This is a genomic window from Nitrosomonas ureae, from assembly GCF_900108305.1.
GTDB classification, from domain to species: domain Bacteria; phylum Pseudomonadota; class Gammaproteobacteria; order Burkholderiales; family Nitrosomonadaceae; genus Nitrosomonas; species Nitrosomonas ureae_B.
On the sequence record NZ_FNUX01000005.1, the window covers coordinates 18,886 to 39,247 of the forward strand.

Sequence of the window (20,362 nt, forward strand, 5' to 3'; positions counted from 1 at the left end):
ATTGTTTAATGTTGATTTTATTTTTTTACACTAGCCTTACATGCAGCAAATAAAATAAAAAAGCACTTAGGCAATTACGCTCTAAGTGCTTGATTTTATTGGTTGCGGGGGCAGGATTTGAACCTACGACCTTCGGGTTATGAGCCCGACGAGCTGCCAGACTGCTCCACCCCGCGTCAGGAGCGGGATTATAACACGAGCAATCGTATACCAGTCAATCAACATCTTTATTTCACGCTTTTATCGGCGCACAATATTCAACATTGTGAGAAATGATTATTCCATTTCGTTTGTTTATGGCGCTGCCAGGCAATTTCTTTTCTGAGCACTGAATCAATGACCTGGAGAACATTACTAATATTTACCGGTTTTTCCTGCTGTTTAACATTTCCGGTTAAACGCGCTTGCGGCAGCTGACCACGCTGATAATAAGACCATATTTCAGCTGCATAATCCGAGTGCGCCAATTCCGGTGCAAATCGACTGAAATAAGTTGTTAAGTTATCGATATCGCGTTTTATCATGATACGCGCCTGGTGATTTCCGGTAGCACTCACAGCCTGTGGCAGATCAATAATCACTGGTCCTTGATTATCAATCAATACGTTATAAGGTGAAAGATCTCCATGCACAATTCCGGCACATAGCATTTGCACAATCTGATCAATCAGGATTTTGTGATAGGTACGTGCCTGCTTGGGCGTCAGCATTAATTCACTTAGTCGTGACGCCGCATTTCCTTCAGAATCCGTAATCAACTCCATCAGCAGGACGCCGGCAAAGAAATTATAGAATTCTGGCACGCGAATTCCGATCATTCCAAGTTGACATAACATGTCAACCTCGGTGCTTTGCCATGCTTCTTCACGTATGCTCCGGCCGTAGTGACTGCCTGTCTCCATCGCGCGGGCGCACCGGCTGTTTTTAACCTTACGTCCCTCTATGTAACTGGAGCGCTGATGAAAATTACGCTTATTACTATCTTTGTAAACTTTTGCGCAACGGATATCGCCTCCACTGCTTACCATATAAATCATGGCTTCTTTTCCGCTCATAAGCTGGCAGATTACATTGTCAATCAGACCTTCTTCAATTAATGGCTCGAGTCTTGCAGGTATTTTCATAGGGCATTATGCAAGCGTATAAAATATTCCTATACGCTTCTCATCCTCCTGTAATTGTAATGTAAAAAATGCTTGCAAATCTTTCGTGATATTCGTTAGCTATGCCATCCGAAATAACCACGCTCCAAGAATTGTAGAAAGATTGATCGCTTTTGGGAATGTGACAAATTGCCGCGCGGCAATTTGTCACATCATGGTTGCACAATCGAAACAGAGGCTTTTTTGCGGGTTATGCAATCCAGATGTTTGATCCAGGCTACATAGCCATGACAAATCGTCTAAAATGCAAACTTATTGGCTTGTCTCAAAATCATTACAATCATTATTAAGTCCGGCGCAATAGACTGGGTTTTATTACGCATCATCTGATGGAAGGAATGTTATGCAATCGGAAGAAGATCTGTTTACACATCAAGATATCCTGGCCAACTTACATGAAAATTTACCGCTAACAGAAAAGTTACGCTTCCTGCATCAAACCATGCGCCAGGATTTTCCCTTTATTGATCGGCTGGCCATTGCTTTGTATGATAAAAAAACCGAGATGCTCAAGACCTATACGCATAGCACCGAAGGCAACGAAAGCCCGGTGACTACCTACGAGGCACCGCTGAGCGCAGCGCCGTCATTATTGACTATTATTGAGCATCGCCGCCCGCGGCTGGTACAGGATCTCAATATTTTTTCTCACGGCACCCATGAGCATACCAAGCGAGTAGCCGCTACGGGATATAAATCCAGCTATACCATGCCGCTTTATCAAAGTAGCGTTTTTATAGGGTTTCTTTTTTTTAATTCGCTGCAGAAACATCCATTTACCTCTCAAGCGCTGCGTCAGATCGATATTTACGGTCATTTAATCGCATTGATGGTCATCAGTGAATTGACTGCGATCCGCACTTTGCTGGCCGCAGTACGCGCGGCTCGGAGTATGACGCATTATCGTGATCTTGAAACCGGCTCGCATATCGACCGAACGGCCCACTATGCACGTTTGATTGCGCGTGAAATCGCATCCCGTTATGGCATTACGGATGAGCAGATCGAACATATATTTCTGTTTTCGCCTATGCACGATGTGGGCAAGATTGGAATTCCCGATAATATCCTGCGCAAACCCGGAAAATTAGACGCAGCAGAATTTGATATCATGAAAACGCATCCGGTAAAAGGACGCGAAATCATCGATTCCGTGCTGAATGATTTTGGTCTGAGTGCATTCGGTCATACCGACATCCTGCGGAACATCGCTGAATATCATCATGAGGCGGTGGATGGCAGTGGCTATCCCAATAGTTTAAAAGGTGAGGAAATTCCGATAGAGGCGCGCATCAGTGCCGTTGCGGATGTATTTGATGCATTGACTTCGCGCCGCTCGTATAAAGCACCATGGAGTAATGAAGAAGCTTTTACGGTACTGCGGCAAATGTCCAATTCCAAACTGGATCGAGATTGCGTTGAAGCATTGATCAGTAATGCTGACAAGGTTCTGGAAATACAGCAACGTTTCCGTGATAATGATCTGCTTTAGCAAGCAGCGGAACTTAAAACCAGTCGCACAAGCTTATCTTTATTGATTCAATGTCGCATCATCGGACTTCCCGCCATATCTCCCTTAACATAGACGCAGCACGCAGCGTATCGAGTATATGGTCAGGCAAACAATATCGCGATCGCTTCAACCGGCAACCCAGCAAATTGCGGTATTACCACCATCTCGTTACCATGCCCGCACTTGGAATACCCGGCGCACCGATTGCTGCTCCAGCACTGCAAGCCAGAAACCCGGCAATGCGCCGGCTTATAATACCGGACAGAATCTGGTTATTCAGTGGTATTGCGTGCATGGATTGATTACACCCAATCCTTGCCGATCAGAAAGTCCGTATATAATTTCTCCTCAGCGCTGCCTGCCATCGGCCGCCAGTCATAGCGCCATTTCACAATCGGTGGCAAAGACATCAGAATGGATTCAGTACGACCACCCGTTTGCAAACCAAATAAAGTTCCACGATCCCACACCAGATTAAACTCCACATAACGCCCGCGGCGATAAGCCTGAAAATCCCGTTCGTTTTCGCCGTAGGGCGTATCTTTACGCTTTTCCAGTATCGGGCGATAGGCGTTGAGGAAGTTTTCACTGACATTGCGCATGAGTTTAAAACAGGAATCAAAGTCAGGTTGATTCAAATCGTCGAAGAATATACCGCCGATACCGCGTGGTTCCTTGCGATGTTTCAAGTAAAAGTACTCATCGCACCATTTCTTAAAACGTGGATAGTAATCATCGCCAAAGGGTTGCAATGCATGCTTGCAAGTTTGATGAAAATGAATCGCATCTTCTTCATACCCATAATAAGGTGTCAAATCCATACCGCCGCCAAACCACCAAACGGGCTCTGCGCCTTCCTTGCGTGCTTCGAAGTAGCGTACATTCATATGCACGGTTGGCGCATAAGGATTGCGCGGGTGCAACACCAGCGACACGCCCATTGCTTCAAACGAACGGCCTGCTAATTCGGGACGGGCGGCGGTAGCTGATGCAGGTAATCCGGCGCCATAGACATGGGAAAAATTGACGCCACCACGTTCCAATACATTTCCTTCTTCAATGACACTGCTCATACCGCCACCGCCTTCCGGACGATCCCACTGATCCTGTTTGAACATTTTACCGTCTACCTGTTCCAGCCCGCTGACGACACTGTGTTGCAAATTAATAAGAAATTCTTTGATTCGTGGTGTGTTCATTCAATCTCCTGATTTTATTGTGTTGTTCTGGCACAAAATTCATATGTGCCGGACATTATTTTATTTTGAAAGCCACTAGACTAACAGACACAATCTGTTGGTCTGGAAAAATGTTAAGAAGCGGTAAACTAAGTGATTATTACATCAAAAAAATAATTCAATGTTTCTGTATTGATGTCCCTGCCAGCACACAACCCTATTGTCAGGTAAAAAATCGTAACACGATTAACTGTCGGCATGGCATTCTCACGCAAGTAATTTATTGTCCATCATAAGGTTAAAACCACCGGTTTTGGCTGGTGGTTGTTTAGCTCAAAGCGTGATAATGTACATACTATCTATTATGTGAGTAATTACATCACCATTATTTGTCATGAAGGAGAATTACTATGTTTCGAAAGAATAATTTTATACGGACGTGTATGATCAGCGGAATATGCCTGTTAGCCAGTGGCTTGGCCCTGGCTCAAAGTGATAGATCCAGTGTCATTTTGGAGAATGAATCAGTGCAGAGATCCATTGATTCCCGAATTGGAAATAATCCTTCGGGTAGCGACCCCAATGATTCAACAGGATTGCCTGCTCCCGGGCGTCCTTTTAATCCTCCCGGTGTTAATCCTTCTCAACCGTCCGGTTTTAATGTCGATCGTCCTACGAGCATACATTCACCCAATCCATCAGCATTCAATCCCGGCAGCCCTTCCGGGGCCAATCAGGTTTATCCATAGCTTCATTTGACGATGGGAGGAAGTTTTACACAAAAATCAGTTTAATCCCAAGTCTGTAGGCAATTTCCCATTAGCCTGATGCAGCTATAACCCGTTACGGCGCATTTGTGAGCTATTTAATCGTAATAGGCAAGAATTACGTTACCAAAGCTCCACCCATACCGGCTGATGATCCGAAGCTGCCGTTTCAGCATCAATGCCATGTATTCTCAGGTACTTTACTAATCCATCGGTAATCAACACAAAGTCATAGCATTCCGCCCGGTCGACGAAATCTACCGGGTGTATGCCAACGGTGGATGCATGGGGTATGCCAGGATTCAATACCGACCAGGCATCGTGAAAGTTTGGGGTGTCATCATTGAACGGTGCGAGAATCTGTGCGAGTTCGGGCGCTGTGGCCGGGAAGTTGAGATCGCCGCACAATATCGCTTCTCTTGGCCGGGGAAAGACTTCGAAAGTCCCGCCTCGCTCTTCGGTCAGAAATTTTCGTTGCGATAGGGTATGCGCCTCACGATGCAAGTGGCGGATAGCATCTATCTGGACTTGGCGTTGATGATGCGAGTAGTACTCGAGATGTGTCGTCATCACGCGCAACAGACCGAATTCCGTTGTTGTTACGACCGCTTCCACCAGTACACGCTGCATGCTGGGTGTGGTTAATTCCGCCTGCCACGGCAACAGATGTCGCCAGATCTGCCCGACGGGCAAGCGGGTGAATATGGCGTTGCCAAACTGGCTGCGTCCACCAAAACTGTCCGGCACATCGGTGGCTGCACCATAGATTGCAGTGTAGCCGGGCAATTGTGCTGAAAGTTCGGCAACCTGATTCTCGCCCCGGCTGCCCGGCAGGCCGGGGAAATTGACCGCGACTTCCTGCAAGCAGATGACATCGAATTCGCCTATCTGGCGGATCGTCCGGATGATGCGTGCAAGATCGACTCGTCCATCCATGCCACGTCCCCATTGGATGTTCCAGCTCAACAGTTTCATGATTTTTCTCCTTGTACACATTGTCGGATCGATAACTGTGCCCGTCCTGGTGGAAATATGCCAATGATACTATTGATATCTTAATCGGATTGAGCTGCGATTTGCAGTCTTTGCAGCAGCGGATACGGATCAATCGGAATGCGGCTGAGCTTCAATTTAATCCTGACCTGTTACCACTGCGAGTTCAGAGTGAGTGCTTTATAAGTTGGGATAAAACTCGTGTTTGATCCGATCGGCGTAATCGATCAAATTTTTTTTCTAACCCGTATTCTTTAAGCGGCGATTCGATGGGCAACCGATGTGTACGCTATTAAAGCAATTTAAACAGATGATTTCAATTAGCAAATAAAAACGAGAGCATAGGCCCCCGTTTTAGTTAAAATCTGAATCTGATTTAAATTGCTGATTCTTTTCTGCGACGTGCCATGAATCCCAGCAACCCTAGACCAGCCAAAAGCATTGCGTAGGTTTGTGGTTCGGGTATCGGTGCTGTTGGGTATTCAACTATTAATCCTCCCCAATACGACAATTCCTCCACATCGTTCCATCTGCCTATGCCTGACCAGAATTGAAGCACCTCCTCATTTGCCCCAACCATATCAGGTTGCGGTATTATTCCATCTCCACCGTATGTATCATTAGGTTCTACTGATGCCCAATTTGTGTATGACCAAGGTTCTCCTGTTACCCATTGCCAATTACCTCCCGGTTCAGGGCTACCTACTGGTTGAAATCCACCAAGAAAGAAAGTATCGAGTTCAGATGGCCCTCCTAGAGCGTTAATAATGAAGGAGTTCTCTGCGGCCGATGTAATGGTTGCTAAATGACCATTTACTCCTAGATATACAGAGTTCTCTGCCATAATTTTTGCCTCGACCCACGTTATTCCCTCAGGGAAAGGTATTGCATCGTAGTAATGTCCATTTGTTTTCCATTGAACTGGCGAGGCTTGTGCCATGCCAACAACACCAGAAACCATAAGCCCTAACGCAAATCTATTTATTATGATCTTATTCATCGTAACTTCTCCTTGTGTTTGTCGCCATTTTAGGAACCTAAGTCCCCGTTCTGAATTAATCTAAGTTAATTATTAGAATTGAATTATCCTCTATGGTCAATATATTATTTCTTATGTGTCTCGGTTTGATGTAAATCAATAAGAGGCTAAATAGTATGAGTTTTTTTAGCTGTTGTGATTATTGACCGGCGTGAAGAAACTAATTACTTGCTAGTTTGGAAAGAATGACTGAGAAATCGATTGATTAAGGATAAATGAGTAAATTTGCAGGGTTTTGCAGCAACGGATACGGATCAATCGGAATGCGGCTGAGCTTAAATTATATTCTGGCCTGTTACCACTGCGAATTCAGAGTAAGTGCTTTATAAGTTGGGATAAAACTCGTGCTTGATCCGATCGACGTAATTGCTCAAATTCTTTTTTTCTAACCCGTATTCTTTCAGCGGCGATTCGATGGGGCAACCGATGATATTGATGAGGAGTCCGAATGCGGATGCATCGAGTGTTGTGGGTTGATCGCCCAGGAAATATTTTTTGTCATCTAGTGTTGCAGATAACGCATCGATATCTTGCTTGCCTAGCGCGAATATTTCGTTCGGCTGGTGTCTGCCGGTACCATGACCGTAAATTTGTCGCTGGATTTTCCGGCGTGTGCGATGAGCGACAATATCCTTGATAACGGGCGGTAATCCCCCGAAAATCGCCTGCTTGTTGATTTGCCAGTTTTCGTCCGTGTATTGCCAGCGTGAATAAAGTGCGGCCCAGAACAGATGCTCTTCGAGTAAGCGCTGCATAGCAACCGATATTGCCAGTTCGACATTGTTCAATGCCTTATCCAGATCCTTATAAGAAGATTTTAAATAAGTGATGATGAAACGCGAATCTCCAATGGTTCTGCCGCTGTCCTCAATGTAAGGCAGTTTTCCTTTGGGGGCTCCTAGTGGCAATACAGGCACAATTTCATAATCAATTCCTGCCATTCGCAAGTAAGTTTCTATTTTGCAGCAGAAAGGGCTTAAATTCGGGATGCTCCAGGTACGTTCAAATTGATAAAGCTTTAGCATGTCTACAGCCTTAAATGTGATTGATCGAGTATTTACTTGTATAATGCAAGTGACTTTATCGCATAAGCTTGTTAATGGCAAGTGACTGTAAGGGTATTGTGTGATTTACTTTTTTATATCATAGAGGTTAATGGCTGATGGTTGATCATGACGAACAAAACCACGAACGATCTTGTTGTCCGATAGCTTGTGCCTTGGATCATTTAGGGGACAAATGGACTCTGTTGCTTATTCGGGATTTGTTGTTGGGTAAGAAACGCTACCAAGAATTCCTGGAATCGCCAGAGCAAATTGCTACCAATATATTGGCGAATCGGCTTAAGAAACTGGAAGCTGCCGGTTTTTTAACGCTGCAGACGTATCAGAAAAACCCGGTACGATACGAATATGTGCTGACAAAAAAGGGGAAGGATCTAAGACAGGTATTACAAGCGCTAGTGGAATGGGGAAAAACATACTATCCAGGCACAGAAGTTTTTAAACCGTATGGGTGAAATAGTAGTTTTCCATCTTGGCGAGCGCCCCGTAATAAATTCCGGAGCGCTCAGTAAAAGAAATTATGCAATGGATTCCGGTTTCTCTCCGGTCTCACGATTTTGCGTCGCGGCAATGTTGCTCTCTAACGTCATAACCCGCAATTCCAATCTTGCAATTAATGCTTTGGTCTCAGGAGATTCCATCGGAGCGTGCGGTTTATTAGCCGTAGAAGTTTGAATTTCCAGAGCTTCGACACGCGTTTGCAGCCGCTCCGGAAGTTTTTCTGTTTCCGGTCCTGCAAGGTGCGTAAACTCTACGCTATCTTCATAAGGCTCACGTGTGGTGCCGGTTGCCTTGATGATGGCACCTGCGATCAAGCCGCCAACAATCGCGATGATAAGCGTTATCATGATGCCATTAAACTGTCCGATTGCAATACCGGGAACTACCAGGAACGCACTCAGGCCACCTAATAACCCGGGCATTCCGTGCAAATTATGCACACCGCAGGTATCCACGATTTTAAATTTTGATTCCAGTAACGGCTGCAAAAACACAAAGCCCAAAACAGAAAGTATTCCGGCGAGCAGACCGATGCCGAAAGCGCCGGTAGGCGACACGACATCGCATACGGAACCGATAGCCACGCCGCCGGCCAACGCGGCATTAGCCATATCCACCATGGAGGTTTTACCGTGATGCAGTTTGGAACTCAGGAAATAAGTGGCGATGGTCGCGCCGCACAATGCCAACAGGGTGTTGACCACGGTTTGCGGCATGTTCTCTAATGGCACCAGCGCAGTGGCAAAGCTTGGCCAGAACAACCACAGCACCATGGAACCCAGCATGGCGAATCGGTCCGAAGTATGATCGGACTCGATCAGTTTGCTGCGTTGATACTCGGTGGTTAGAACAATGGACGCGCTTAATCCAAAATAGGCTCCGAAAGCATGAATGACCATCGAACCGGCGGTGTCTTTAAATCCCGTGGTATAGCCGATGGCATCATCGAGCACGATCCATTCGTTCAGCAGATAAAGCGGAACAACTAACAGTGCCAGCAGGGCATATTGAAATACGCGTAAACGGCCCAATACCGCACCCATCGCGATCAGGGTTGTAGCAACGGACAATTCCGCGAATAACAGCGAATCAAGCGTATGCGGCGATAGCTGGTGTCCGAAAATACCGTTTGCGCGCAACAGAATGTAGAGTGGAAGTCCTACCGCAACAACCAGATAGGTGCCGGTTACCGCACCAAAGCCATAACGGCGCACGAATACCATTAGAAAACCGAAACCAATCAACAGCATGGCCAAGATATGAATGATGTAATTATACTGCGCGACCACACGCGCTTCACTTAAAACGGACGTTTCTGCACTGACTAAGCCGCTGAAACTCAGGAGAAGCAGACCGATTGCTCCTGATAGTATCGGATTAAAGCTTTTACTCATGTGATTTTCCTTATTTTAGTGATTTCTCGGGTTAATCCTCGACGAGATCCAGAGGAAGGGGTATAGGATGTTGAAGCTACAAAACCCCACCGAGAGTGTGAGCTTTAATTACCTTAAAGACAATAGGGATTAGAGAAATAATTATGAAGTGGATAGACTGCAGGGGATCTCGCAATCGTTATTGTGCAGGCTAACGCGTTATAGAACCCTGGGTTATTGTTAATTCACAGCACTGAATAAAAACGGGAACCTAAGCCCCCGTTCAGGATTAAATCCAAGTCTAAATCAAATTGCAGCTTCTTTTCTGCGATGTGCCATGAATCCGATCACCCCTAAACCCGCTAATAACATGGCATAGGTTTCGGGTTCCGGGACAGCAGTAACGTTGACGTAATCATAGCGTGTCGTTGATTCCCACACTGAACCCAGCGCTATTCCGCCAGTTAGAATAGGGTTGTCATCACGGAAATACCCGCCTGACATTCCATTGATTGTGACATCGAAGTCTCCACCTACTGCTCGAACCTGAACAGTATTGTCGCTGTCATTCAAAACTCCCGGAGCCACGCGGTAAGAATCCAAAATGTCATAACTATTATCAGGAGTTGTTTTGATTAGACTAACGGTATTGCGGCCCTCCTCATCAGGCCAGGAAGGTGTATTAATCCATAGTCGATAGTGCGTTCCTTCCGCAAATCCATGCATGTCTTGCACACGAAATGCTATTTGACTGTTGTACCAATCATCGCCCCCACCCAGTGGATTGAAACGGGTCGTAAATTCATAATCTGACCAGGTGGAATCTCCTTCGTGCGTCATAATAAAAGCATCACGGCTCCCGGGCGTAGAACCCTGCGTTCTGACCCATCCATCATCCATGGTGGCATGGCCTCTTTGGATTTCCCATGCAGATCCCAGGCTCGTGCCGCTAAAATCATCGCTGAATAGCGTAACTGCATGAACCGGATTAACACTCACAAAAATCAATCCACTCAATAGAGTGCTGATTAAATTAACTTTAAAAGCCTTCATTATTTCTTCTCCTAAAAATAAGCTCCATAAACGAAATGAGCAAAGCAGTCAGACTGCCTTGTATTCTCGAATTCGCCCAGTATTGCAGCACTTCATTATCGTATGGTCACCGCAAGCCAATTTGATGTAAATCAACATAAGATGAATTGGCAATGGGATGAACGATTAATCGCCGGGTTGGTAAAACCCGAAAGTGTCGAGTAATGGTTTGTTAGCTTTTGGTTGAGACTTGCTATTCCAGGATCGTGCGGGCGTGATAGATCACGAATTGAGAATTTTGTTGATGAATCACATATATTTTTGTTTCGTAATCTATATTCGTGATTCTATATTTGATGTTTTTTCTGTTTTGTGTGCAAACGAGAGGGACTGCTAGAGGTCTTAATTCGAGCCGAGCATAGCCGTAAAATTGTATAGCTGCTTACTAGCGGTAAATAGTACGATGTATACCGGCTTTTAAAGCTTGAATAGCATCTTCCGTGCTGGTTACGATTTGCCGATGCGGACAAAAGATATTTTTAGCCAGTTCGCGTTGTGCGTTAAATTGCTGCACCAATTCAATCTGTTGCCATTCCGATGCACGGGGTTGTATCCAGGTTTTATCATCTCTCCCGAGCGCATACAGTTTTCGTTCGCTGGTAGCGCAGCGGATGCCCTCGTAGCTGACATTGAGAGCGCCTGTGGATGATTTGACGACTAAAGTAAAGCGGATCACGCCATCTTCACCGATATTAATGGAAGTCGGATCAACCAAATACTGATTACTGGAGGCAACACCCGCATCGAATTCCATCAGGTTTGCGGCATCAGGGTAGGTTGGGAGTTGCGCCAATTGCTCGACCCACGGTTTGTCACTTTCAAATTGATCCTTGAAAGGTGGCTTGGCACAGGCCAGCAGCAAGAGGCAAAGTAAAACACAAATTCGTTTCATGCAGCGGATAAATCTTTCAACAATGAGGCGCGGATATTGCCGTCGACCGTATTGATCGATGCCTGATAAGCGGAATGATCAACGCCCATACTCAAAGCCGCGCCGCGATGAAGCGATTGAATCATTTCGGGAGTGAGCTCAAAGCGAAGAAAATGGACCGCTGAGGTTTTTTCGCTGTTTTCCCGTTCAAGATCTTCGTCAGCGATGGCATATACCGATGCATGTTCAGCAATTTTGACCCACACCTTATCTTCTACACCGATCAAACCGGCTAATTTAGCGGCACGTACTGCGGGATCCGGATATTCAATCAACATCGTGGCTTTCCAGTTATGCCCATCTGGAATCAATGGCGCGTATGTTTCAAGTTCGTGCATGATTTCATCGTCTTGAAAAATGCGTTCGACATACAGCATTTCCTGGATCTGATAGCGAATGGTTAAAGCATCTTCGAAAATAAGCGTGATATTTTCTCCCAGCGGAATTTTGCGCATTTTTTTATGCGCCATCACCTGAGTTCGAAAATCCTTGCGGATTTTGGCATATGCTTCCAGTGTCAGCAGATCATCGCGGGTAATTTTAGTCATGTATTTTTCATTAGGAGTGGATTGGGTAACCGGCGTAGGGTTATCAACCGATGGGTGTGTGGAGTCAGAATCGTAAGCCATGCGTAATAAAGTAAGCGGGTGGAGCTTTTGTGCCTTGCTTGCACCGATACCTTGCTCGATATGCCGCGCAGCAATGGCGCAATCCGAACTGATGTAATCCGGATCGGAAGCAGCCATTTGTTTGAAAACGGGGCGGCCTATTTTCATGGAATCCGCAAAGTGCTCGCTTTTCACACCCCAGGTTCCATCATGCCCTGAGCAGCGTTCGACAGTGTTGATGGTTGTTTCCGGAATAAGCTGCAGTATATCGCGTGTCTTTTTTCCAATGTTTTGTACCCGTTGATGGCAAGGAATATGATAAGCCACAGTGCCGAGGGGTTTCTTGAAATCCGTTTTGAGCAATTTATCCTGATTTCTTAATACCAGGTATTCAAATGGGTCAAACATCGCAGCGGCGACGGTCTGAACTGCTTCATCCTCAGGAAATAAGAGGGGCAATTCCTGTTTGTACATCAAGGTGCAAGAGGGTACCGCGGAGAGAATGGCATATCCTTCCCGGGCTAATTTCAGCAAAGGTGGAATATTTTTATTTTTAAGTTTTTCCACTGTGTCCAAATCACCCAGTTCCAGTTTAGGCATACCACAACACGCCTCTTTTTCAACCAGACAGGTGGGAATCTCGTTATGTGCCAGTATTTTTAATAAATCATGCCCAATACCGGGTTCGTTATAGTTGACGTAGCAAGTCGCATAAATGGCAACTTTTCCGGGCGTGCGCGTACCATCAATAACAGGGAAGCTGGGATTGGGTTCCGCATTTGGACGAAATTTCCGGGTTGCATACTCCGGTAATTTTCTGTCGGCATGAATTCCCAACACGCTATCCATCAGCTTCCGTGCGGCGGGTGCTTTGTTCACTGCATTAACGGTTTGGACTACTACAGGAATAGTGGCTAAGGTGCCCATCAGGTCCGTGCTTGACAGCAATTTGTCACGAAACCCTGCACCTTGGCGCTTATATTTGACCGACTTCGCGCGCAGCATCAAATGCGGGAAATCGATATTCCATTCATGCGGCGGCACATAGGGGCATTTGGTCATAAAGCACATATCGCAGAGATAACAGCGGTCAACTACTTCCCAGAACTGGTTTTGGTCGACGCCATCCAATTCACCTGTAGTGCTTTCATCAATCAGATCAAACAGACGTGGAAAGGCCGTGCATAAATTGACGCAACGACGGCATCCGTGGCAAATATCGAAAACCCGCTCCAGTTCCTGGTTCAAGCTGGCTTCGCTATAAAAATCAGGGTTTTTCCAATCAATGGGATGGCGCTTGGGTGCTTCGAGACTGCCTTCGCGGGTGGTCATAATAAGTTTGGCATATCAAAAATTTTGAATAAGGCAATGCCGGGGTTTAACCAAAAAAACCAATCTGGACAAACCCACGGGCTTCTAACTACACGCAACCATATAATCGTGCGAATTAATCCGCCAAACCGTCCAACGCGCGCTGGAAGCGATTGGCGTGAGAGCGTTCGGCCTTGGCTAGGGTTTCAAACCAGTCGGCGATTTCATCGAATCCTTCGTCGCGAGCTGTTTTTGCCATACCGGGATACATGTCGGTGTATTCATGTGTTTCACCCGCGATGGCAGTTTTCAGATTGTCGCGGGAAGCGCCAAAGGGCATGCCGGTGGCCGGATCGCCACAATTCTCCAGGTATTCCAGATGGCCGTGGGCATGACCTGTTTCGCCTTCTGCAGTAGAACGAAATACGGAAGCCACGTCGTTTTGCCCTTCCACATCCGCTTTAGCTGCGAAATACAAGTAGCGGCGATTGGCTTGAGATTCCCCGGCAAAAGCGGCTTTCAGATTACCTTCAGTTTTAGATCCTTTAAGTTCCATCATTTTCTCCTTTTTGATTAATATGTAGTTATATTTGATATCGATGAAGAAATGTATTTATGTATTGCACAAAAAAAATCAAGATTAGCTGATAGATGAAGGTATGGGGTAATAGTTGCAGCACCTTGTCAACATTCTCTTAATCTATTCAGGACATGGTGAGTACGCATAAAATACAAAATCCGATCTGTTCAGGGAGACTATCGAAGGGCTTGTGGATTGTCAACTATCTGCTTGCAGATCAGTCTGGAACGGATAAATTATCCGATCGATTCGTAATCCGGATTTACGTTGTGGATAAGTCACTTTGCCGAGTAAAAGCAGCGTAAGAATTTCGCTACTATTCATCGCGGACTTGCATTGCTGTAGAATCAATCGAATTTGATTGCAGCAGATTATTTGCTGTTATCTTTTGATTCAGTGAGTTCCGTATTTCATTTTTATCGACAGTTTTTTGTTTAATCACTGTATCAATTAATCTAGCGTATGCCCTCACTTCCCTACTGGCGCCTCTCCGGTTTTTATTTTTTCTATTTTGCTTTTATTGGAGCTTTTGCACCGTATTGGAGTTTGTATCTCCAGTCATTGTCGTTTAGCGCATTGCAAATCGGTATTCTGATGTCCTTGCTGTTGGTTACGCGTATTTTTTCTCCAGCTGCCTGGGGATGGTTGGCGGATCATACCGGCAAGCGAGTCTGGGTGGTGCAGATCGCGGCAATAAGCGGCTTTGTGAGTTTCTGCGGTTTTTTTGCAGGCACAGGGTTTATCTGGATTTTCATCGTCATGTTGTTGATGAGTTTCTTTTGGAGCGCTTCACTGCCATTGATGGAGGCTATTACCTTGTCGCATCTGGGAGATTATACCGACAAGTATGGACGGATCCGATCCTGGGGGTCGGTTGGGTTCGTTGTGGCGGTGATCGGAATGGGCTATTTACTGGAAGCAGTAGAGATTATCTGGCTGCTTTGGATTCTTTTAGGACTTAAACTGGGTATTGTGATTTTTTCTTATCATATTCCTGAAAAAGAGATTATGCACTATGCCACAGGATTGCTTTCGATACGGCAGATATGCTTGCGCCCGGAGGTGATGGCATTTTTATTGTCCAGTTTATTGATGTTGTTCGCGCATGGTGCCTATTACACGTTTTTCTCCATTTATCTGGTTGAGCATGGCTATGATAAAGGGTTTGTCGGATGGTTATGGGCAATTGGCGTAATTTGTGAAATTGGAATTTTTTTTGTCATGCCATGGCTAATGCAACGATTCCTGCTAAAGCATATTCTGCTTTTCAGTTTTGCCTGTGCCATACTTCGTTTTGTATTGATAGGCCAATACGTCGAGTGGCCGCTGATTATTGTCATGGCGCAGATCTTACATGCAGCGACTTATGGGACGCATCATGTCGCAGCCATGATGGTGATTCATCAATTCTTTCAGGGGCGTCATCAAGCCAAAGGTCAGGCGATTTATACCAGTATCGCCTATGGGATGGGTGGAGCTTTGGGGGCGGTGTTCAGCGGTTATACCTGGGATTGGCTGGGCGCGGACAACACCTTTTTTATGAGCGCCGCCGCAGCGCTGGCGGGAATGATTTTAATCGCATGGAAAATGAAGTCATTCAATCACTAACGCGCGATAGTGCGGTTAGTTTGTTGAATCAGTAAACTTTATGGGATAATTGCACATTAAGATCGATTTTATTTTTACCGATGCAAACTTTATACGACAAGCTGTGGAATCAACATATAGTGCATACCGAATCGGATGATCCGGGTAGCATGGCATTAATCTATATTGACCGTCATTTAGTGCATGAAGTGACCAGCCCGCAAGCGTTTGAAAGTCTCAAGCTGGCTGGGCGAAAGCCTTGGCGCCTTAACTCCATACTCGCCGTTGCAGATCACAATGTTCCGACCACTGACCGCAGCCAAGGTATTCATGATCCTATTTCCCGTTTACAGGTCGATACACTGGATCAAAATTGCGATGAACTGGGAATTACCGAATTCAAAATGAATGATCTGCGTCAGGGTATCGTACATGTCATTGGTCCTGAGCAAGGCGCGACGTTACCGGGTATGACAGTGGTTTGTGGTGACTCGCATACCAGTACGCATGGCGCATTTGGATGCCTGGCATTTGGTATTGGCACATCAGAGGTCGAGCATGTGCTGGCAACACAATGTTTGTTGATGAAAAAATCCAAGGCCATGCGTATTTCGGTGGAAGGTAAATTGGGACTGGGGGTTACTGCTAAAGATATTGCTTTGGCGATTATTGGTAAAATTGGCACCGCGGGTGGAACAGGTTACGCCATCGAATTCACAGGCAGCGCTATCCGCGCGTTATCAATGGAAGGGCGAATGACGCTGTGCAATATGGCGATTGAAGCAGGCGCGCGGGCGGGTATGGTGGCTGTAGATGACACGACCATCGATTACATCAAAGGACGGCCGTTTGCTCCCAGGAACGAGCTATGGGATAGCGCTGTTGCATTTTGGCGCACACTGCATAGCGACGCCGATGCAGTGTTTGATCGCACAGTGGCACTGGACGCTGCACAGATCGAGCCGCAGGTGACTTGGGGCACTTCTCCGGAAATGGTGACAACAATCGATGGAGTCGTGCCTGATCCCGCGCATGTTTCTGATGAAGTGAAACGTCACGATATGCAACAAGCGCTGAATTACATGGGGCTCAGTGCCAATACGCCGATCCGGCAGATTAACCTGGATAAGATTTTTATCGGCTCCTGCACCAATTCACGCATTGAAGATTTGCGCGCGGCGGCGCAGATTGTCAAAGGAAAACATATCGCGGCTAATATAAAGCTGGCGCTGGTGGTTCCGGGGTCAGGTCTGGTCAAGAAACAGGCTGAGCAGGAAGGATTGGATCAAATTTTTCTCTCGGCTGGGTTTGAGTGGCGTGAGCCTGGTTGTTCCATGTGTTTGGCAATGAATGACGATCGATTGACCGCTGGTGAGCGCTGTGCTTCAACTTCAAATCGAAATTTCGAAGGCCGTCAGGGGCCTGGCGGAAGAACGCATTTGGTTAGCCCTGCGATGGCTGCTGCTGCTGCGATTGCAGGACATTTTGTCGATGTACGTAAACTTAATAACTGACGATGCGCAATAGTTTTGCTGCTGTTCGCAAATCACAACTATACTCCGGTAGCCAAGATATAAATTAATGGAAAAATTTCAAACAATTACTGCGCTGGTGGCACCAATGGATCGCGCTAATGTTGATACGGATGCCATCATTCCGAAGCAGTTTCTTAAATCAATCAAACGCTCGGGCTTTGGTCAAAATTTATTTGATGAGTGGCGTTATCTGGATCATGGTGAACCAGGCATGGATTCATCGCAACGTAAGCCGAATCCGGCGTTCGTATTAAATCAACCCCGTTACCAGGGTGTGCAGATATTGCTGGCGCGTGCAAATTTTGGTTGCGGATCAAGCCGTGAACATGCTCCCTGGGCGCTCCAGGATTATGGCTTTCGCGTCATTATTGCGCCTGGTTTTGCTGATATCTTCTTCAATAATTGTTATAAGATTGGTTTGTTGCCGGTTGTTCTTGACACGGTGGTATTGGACAACTTATTTGAAGAAGTAAAATCAACAGAGGGATATCGGTTGACGGTAGATCTCCAGAATCAAGTCGTGATTACACCCAAAAGAGAAGAGTTTACATTCGAAATTGATATTTTTCGTAAACAGTGCCTGCTAAATGGTTTGGATGATATTGGCCTGACTCTGCAGCACGCTGAAAAAATTGGTCAATTTGAGCAGAAACGACGCAATGAACAGCCTTGGCTGTTTATGTGAGTGACCGTTTGAAAGTGGAATGAAATGAAAATTGCTGTGTTAGCGGGCGATGGTATCGGGCCGGAGATTGTTGCTCAGGCCGTTCGTGTATTAAATGTACTAAAAACTGATGGTTTGGGCATTGAGCTGGAGTATGGATTGATCGGGGGCTGTGCGGTTGACGCCACCGGGGAACCGTATCCTGACGCAACCCATCGCTTAACCAGTCAGGCGGATGCAGTTCTTCTGGGTGCTGTGGGGGGGCCGCAATATGATAATTTGCCGCGCCAGCAGCGTCCTGAGCGTGGTTTGCTTGCGATTCGCAAAAAGCTTAATTTATTTGCTAATCTGCGCCCTGCGATGCTTTACCCTGAACTCGCCAATGCTTCCAGCTTGAAATATGACGTGGTTGCGGGTCTCGATATCATGATCGTGCGTGAATTGACCGGCGATATATATTTTGGTGAACCGCGCGGGATTGAAATCCGCGATGGTGAACGTGTCGGGTTTAATACGATGATTTACAGCGAAAGCGAAATACGGCGTATTGCACACGTTGCATTTCAAACCGCTGTTAAACGTCAGGGTAAATTGTGTTCGGTAGATAAAATGAATGTATTGGAATGTACGCAATTATGGCGTGATGTTGTTGCCGAAATTGCTAAGGAATATCCGCAAGTGACTTTGTCGCATATGCTGGTTGATAATGCTGCCATGCAACTGGTTCGCAATCCCAAACAATTTGACGTCATGGTCACGGGGAATATGTTTGGCGATATATTGTCTGACGAAGCTTCCATGTTAACAGGATCCATTGGTATGTTACCTTCTGCTTCCTTGGATGAAAATAACAAAGGGTTATATGAACCCATTCATGGTTCAGCGCCCGATATCGCCGGAAAGGATATCGCTAATCCGCTTGCAACAATATTATCAGTAGCGATGATGCTGCGCTACACATTCAATCAGGAAGAGATGGCGAAGCGCATAGAAAATGCGGTTAAGAAAGTTTTGGCGGCGGGCTACAGGACAAAAGATATTGATGAAGCCGGTATGAAATCTGTGGGTACAAAAGCCATGGGGGACGTGGTTTTGGCAATGCTGTAATTATATTTAATGACAAGTTAATGCATTATTTAAGAAATAAAGGTGTAATTAATACACTAATCATTTTGTATCCTTTTATAAAGTAAGTTAATATTTATACGGTTTTTTTTATTTGATTAACGGATTGTCAATTTTAGAAAAAGAGATAAGTAATGAAGCAAGTTGGTTTTGTGGGTTGGCGTGGAATGGTCGGATCTGTGTTAATGCAGAGAATGCGGGAAGAAGAAGATTTTTCTCTGATCGATCCCGTTTTTTTTACAACCTCACAGAAAGGGGGTGTAAGCCCTGAAATTGGCAAAGAAACACCGCCGTTAAAAGATGCTTTTGACATTAATCAACTGAGTGCGATGGATATTATCATTTCCTGTCAAGGCGGGGATTATACGCAGCGGGTTTTTAAGCAGTTGCGACAATCAGGTTGGCAAGGATACTGGATTGATGCGGCTTCAGCATTGCGCATGGAAAAAGATGCCGTGATCATATTGGATCCGGTCAATAAGCCTGTGATCGAGCAGGCGCTCCATGATGGGGTAAAAAATTATATTGGCGGTAATTGTACCGTTAGCTTGATGCTAATGGCGGTCGGTGGTCTTTTTGAGAAAGGCATGGTGGACTGGATGAGCGCCATGACTTATCAGGCTGCATCAGGTGCCGGGGCCAAGAATATGCGCGAACTGCTGCAGCAAATGGGTGAAGCACATCGAGTGGCAAAGGACTTGTTAGATAATCCTGCTTCCAGTATTTTGGATATTGATCGCGAAGTTGCCGGCACATTACGTGATAAAAAATTTCCCACTGAAAATTTTGGTGTTCCGCTGGCGGGCAGTTTGATCCCCTGGATTGATAAGGAAGTTGCTAATGGACAAAGCCGGGAAGAATGGAAGGGGCAAGCCGAAACCAATAAAATTCTTGGAACGAGCGAGCGGCAAATTCCGGTTGATGGCATTTGTGTGCGTGTTGGTGCAATGAGATGCCATAGCCAAGCGTTAACTATCAAGCTAAAACAAGATGTACCTTTAAATGAAATAGAAGAAATTATTGCAAATTCAAATGATTGGGTAGAAGTTGTTCCCAACGAGAGAGAGGCGACAACCTCACAGCTAACGCCAACCGCAGTAACGGGTACGCTATCAATACCGGTAGGACGATTGCGCAAACTGACAATGGGCGGTGAATACTTATCTGTTTTCACCGTGGGTGATCAATTACTTTGGGGTGCTGCAGAGCCATTACGCAGAATGCTGCGCATACTGATTGCACACTAAATATCTTTTATCGATATCCTTAAAAAATAGCCGAATGATTTTGTCGTTCCGAGTTTAATCCTTCGTTACTTAACGAATAGTGGTAAATAAA

The 20,362-nt window shown here is 45.8% G+C and carries 20 protein-coding genes, 1 tRNA gene and 1 pseudogene; 10 read left to right on the forward strand and 12 right to left on the reverse strand.

Features of this window, described 5'->3' with window-relative positions; all coding sequences use genetic code 11:
- Positions 1-99: 99 nt before the first annotated feature.
- Both C4S39_RS04355 and C4S39_RS04360 read right to left on the reverse strand, forming a co-directional pair.
- Positions 100-176 (reverse strand) — tRNA-Met (locus C4S39_RS04355).
- 81 nt (positions 177-257) lie between these two features.
- Positions 258-1,124, reverse strand: a complete 867-nt coding sequence (locus tag C4S39_RS04360) for a PA4780 family RIO1-like protein kinase (RefSeq protein WP_103965828.1) — start codon at positions 1,122-1,124, stop codon at positions 258-260.
- A gap of 382 nt (positions 1,125-1,506) precedes the next feature.
- On the opposite strand from C4S39_RS04360, the gene C4S39_RS04365 reads away from it, so the two are divergent.
- Positions 1,507-2,655 (forward strand): HD-GYP domain-containing protein, encoded by a 1,149-nt coding sequence (locus tag C4S39_RS04365; RefSeq protein ID WP_103965829.1) that lies wholly within the window; start codon positions 1,507-1,509, stop codon positions 2,653-2,655.
- 50 nt (positions 2,656-2,705) lie between these two features.
- The gene (locus C4S39_RS15115; protein WP_146059744.1) at positions 2,706-2,978 is read left to right on the forward strand and encodes a hypothetical protein; all 273 of its coding nucleotides are present in this window, start codon (positions 2,706-2,708) and stop codon (positions 2,976-2,978) included.
- On the opposite strand, the gene hemF is transcribed toward C4S39_RS15115, so the two are convergent.
- Entirely contained in the window at positions 2,979-3,875 is an 897-nt protein-coding gene (gene hemF / locus C4S39_RS04370; protein ID WP_103965830.1) for an oxygen-dependent coproporphyrinogen oxidase, read from the reverse strand.
- Between the two features lie 110 nt (positions 3,876-3,985).
- Between hemF and C4S39_RS15695 the strand changes: the two are divergent.
- Positions 3,986-4,138 (forward strand): annotated as a pseudogene (locus C4S39_RS15695) (IS1595 family transposase); the annotation flags it as partial.
- 126 nt (positions 4,139-4,264) lie between these two features.
- Positions 4,265-4,603 (forward strand): hypothetical protein, encoded by a 339-nt coding sequence (locus tag C4S39_RS04375; protein WP_103965831.1) that lies wholly within the window; start codon positions 4,265-4,267, stop codon positions 4,601-4,603.
- Positions 4,604-4,744: 141 nt separating this feature from the next.
- Here C4S39_RS04375 and C4S39_RS04380 read toward each other — a convergent pair whose 3' ends face one another.
- The 3 genes from C4S39_RS04380 to C4S39_RS04390 all read right to left on the reverse strand — a co-directional run bounded on the left by C4S39_RS04380 (position 4,745) and on the right by C4S39_RS04390 (position 7,678).
- Positions 4,745-5,596 carry an endonuclease/exonuclease/phosphatase family protein gene (locus C4S39_RS04380; RefSeq protein ID WP_103965832.1) on the reverse strand — a complete coding sequence of 284 codons (852 nt, stop codon included), beginning with the start codon at positions 5,594-5,596 and terminating at the stop codon, positions 4,745-4,747.
- A gap of 394 nt (positions 5,597-5,990) precedes the next feature.
- On the reverse strand, positions 5,991-6,614 hold the full coding sequence (locus C4S39_RS15700; protein ID WP_258039279.1) for a PEP-CTERM sorting domain-containing protein: 624 nt from the start codon (positions 6,612-6,614) through the stop codon (positions 5,991-5,993).
- A gap of 362 nt (positions 6,615-6,976) precedes the next feature.
- Positions 6,977-7,678 carry a glutathione S-transferase family protein gene (locus C4S39_RS04390; RefSeq protein WP_103965833.1) on the reverse strand — a complete coding sequence of 234 codons (702 nt, stop codon included), beginning with the start codon at positions 7,676-7,678 and terminating at the stop codon, positions 6,977-6,979.
- Positions 7,679-7,815: 137 nt separating this feature from the next.
- Between C4S39_RS04390 and C4S39_RS04395 the strand changes: the two genes are divergently transcribed.
- On the forward strand, positions 7,816-8,172 hold the full coding sequence (locus C4S39_RS04395; RefSeq protein WP_103965834.1) for a winged helix-turn-helix transcriptional regulator: 357 nt from the start codon (positions 7,816-7,818) through the stop codon (positions 8,170-8,172).
- A gap of 63 nt (positions 8,173-8,235) precedes the next feature.
- Here the strand turns inward: C4S39_RS04395 and C4S39_RS04400 are convergent, their stop codons facing one another.
- From C4S39_RS04400 to C4S39_RS15720, 6 genes are all read right to left on the reverse strand, one after another.
- On the reverse strand, positions 8,236-9,612 hold the full coding sequence (locus C4S39_RS04400) for an ammonium transporter (RefSeq protein WP_103965835.1): 1,377 nt from the start codon (positions 9,610-9,612) through the stop codon (positions 8,236-8,238).
- A 285-nt stretch (positions 9,613-9,897) separates the two neighbouring features.
- Positions 9,898-10,644, reverse strand: a complete 747-nt coding sequence (locus C4S39_RS15705; RefSeq protein ID WP_258039280.1) for an FxDxF family PEP-CTERM protein — start codon at positions 10,642-10,644, stop codon at positions 9,898-9,900.
- A 424-nt stretch (positions 10,645-11,068) separates the two neighbouring features.
- Positions 11,069-11,575 carry a CNP1-like family protein gene (locus C4S39_RS04410; RefSeq protein WP_103965836.1) on the reverse strand — a complete coding sequence of 169 codons (507 nt, stop codon included), beginning with the start codon at positions 11,573-11,575 and terminating at the stop codon, positions 11,069-11,071.
- Positions 11,572-13,554 carry a DUF3501 family protein gene (locus tag C4S39_RS15970; protein ID WP_103965837.1) on the reverse strand — a complete coding sequence of 661 codons (1,983 nt, stop codon included), beginning with the start codon at positions 13,552-13,554 and terminating at the stop codon, positions 11,572-11,574. The genes C4S39_RS04410 and C4S39_RS15970 overlap by 4 nt, the downstream gene beginning before the upstream one ends.
- 115 nt (positions 13,555-13,669) lie before the next feature.
- The gene (locus C4S39_RS04420) at positions 13,670-14,089 is read right to left on the reverse strand and encodes a rubrerythrin family protein (RefSeq protein ID WP_103965838.1); all 420 of its coding nucleotides are present in this window, start codon (positions 14,087-14,089) and stop codon (positions 13,670-13,672) included.
- Between the two features lie 222 nt (positions 14,090-14,311).
- The gene (locus tag C4S39_RS15720; protein WP_258039281.1) at positions 14,312-14,437 is read right to left on the reverse strand and encodes a hypothetical protein; all 126 of its coding nucleotides are present in this window, start codon (positions 14,435-14,437) and stop codon (positions 14,312-14,314) included.
- A gap of 138 nt (positions 14,438-14,575) precedes the next feature.
- Here C4S39_RS15720 and C4S39_RS04425 point away from each other — a divergent pair, with 138 nt between their 5' ends.
- The 5 genes from C4S39_RS04425 to asd all read left to right on the forward strand — a co-directional run bounded on the left by C4S39_RS04425 (position 14,576) and on the right by asd (position 20,271).
- A complete protein-coding gene (locus C4S39_RS04425; protein WP_103965839.1) occupies positions 14,576-15,721 on the forward strand; it encodes an MFS transporter in 1,146 nt (381 codons plus the stop codon).
- Between the two features lie 80 nt (positions 15,722-15,801).
- Complete coding sequence (gene leuC / locus C4S39_RS04430) at positions 15,802-17,214, forward strand: 3-isopropylmalate dehydratase large subunit (protein ID WP_103965840.1); 1,413 nt, start codon at positions 15,802-15,804, stop codon at positions 17,212-17,214.
- Between the two features lie 67 nt (positions 17,215-17,281).
- On the forward strand, positions 17,282-17,920 hold the full coding sequence (leuD, locus tag C4S39_RS04435) for a 3-isopropylmalate dehydratase small subunit (RefSeq protein ID WP_103965841.1): 639 nt from the start codon (positions 17,282-17,284) through the stop codon (positions 17,918-17,920).
- A gap of 24 nt (positions 17,921-17,944) precedes the next feature.
- Positions 17,945-19,006 (forward strand): 3-isopropylmalate dehydrogenase, encoded by a 1,062-nt coding sequence (leuB, locus tag C4S39_RS04440; protein WP_103965842.1) that lies wholly within the window; start codon positions 17,945-17,947, stop codon positions 19,004-19,006.
- 152 nt (positions 19,007-19,158) lie between these two features.
- Positions 19,159-20,271 carry an aspartate-semialdehyde dehydrogenase gene (gene asd, locus C4S39_RS04445; protein WP_103965843.1) on the forward strand — a complete coding sequence of 371 codons (1,113 nt, stop codon included), beginning with the start codon at positions 19,159-19,161 and terminating at the stop codon, positions 20,269-20,271.
- The last annotated feature ends 91 nt before the right edge of the window (positions 20,272-20,362 follow it).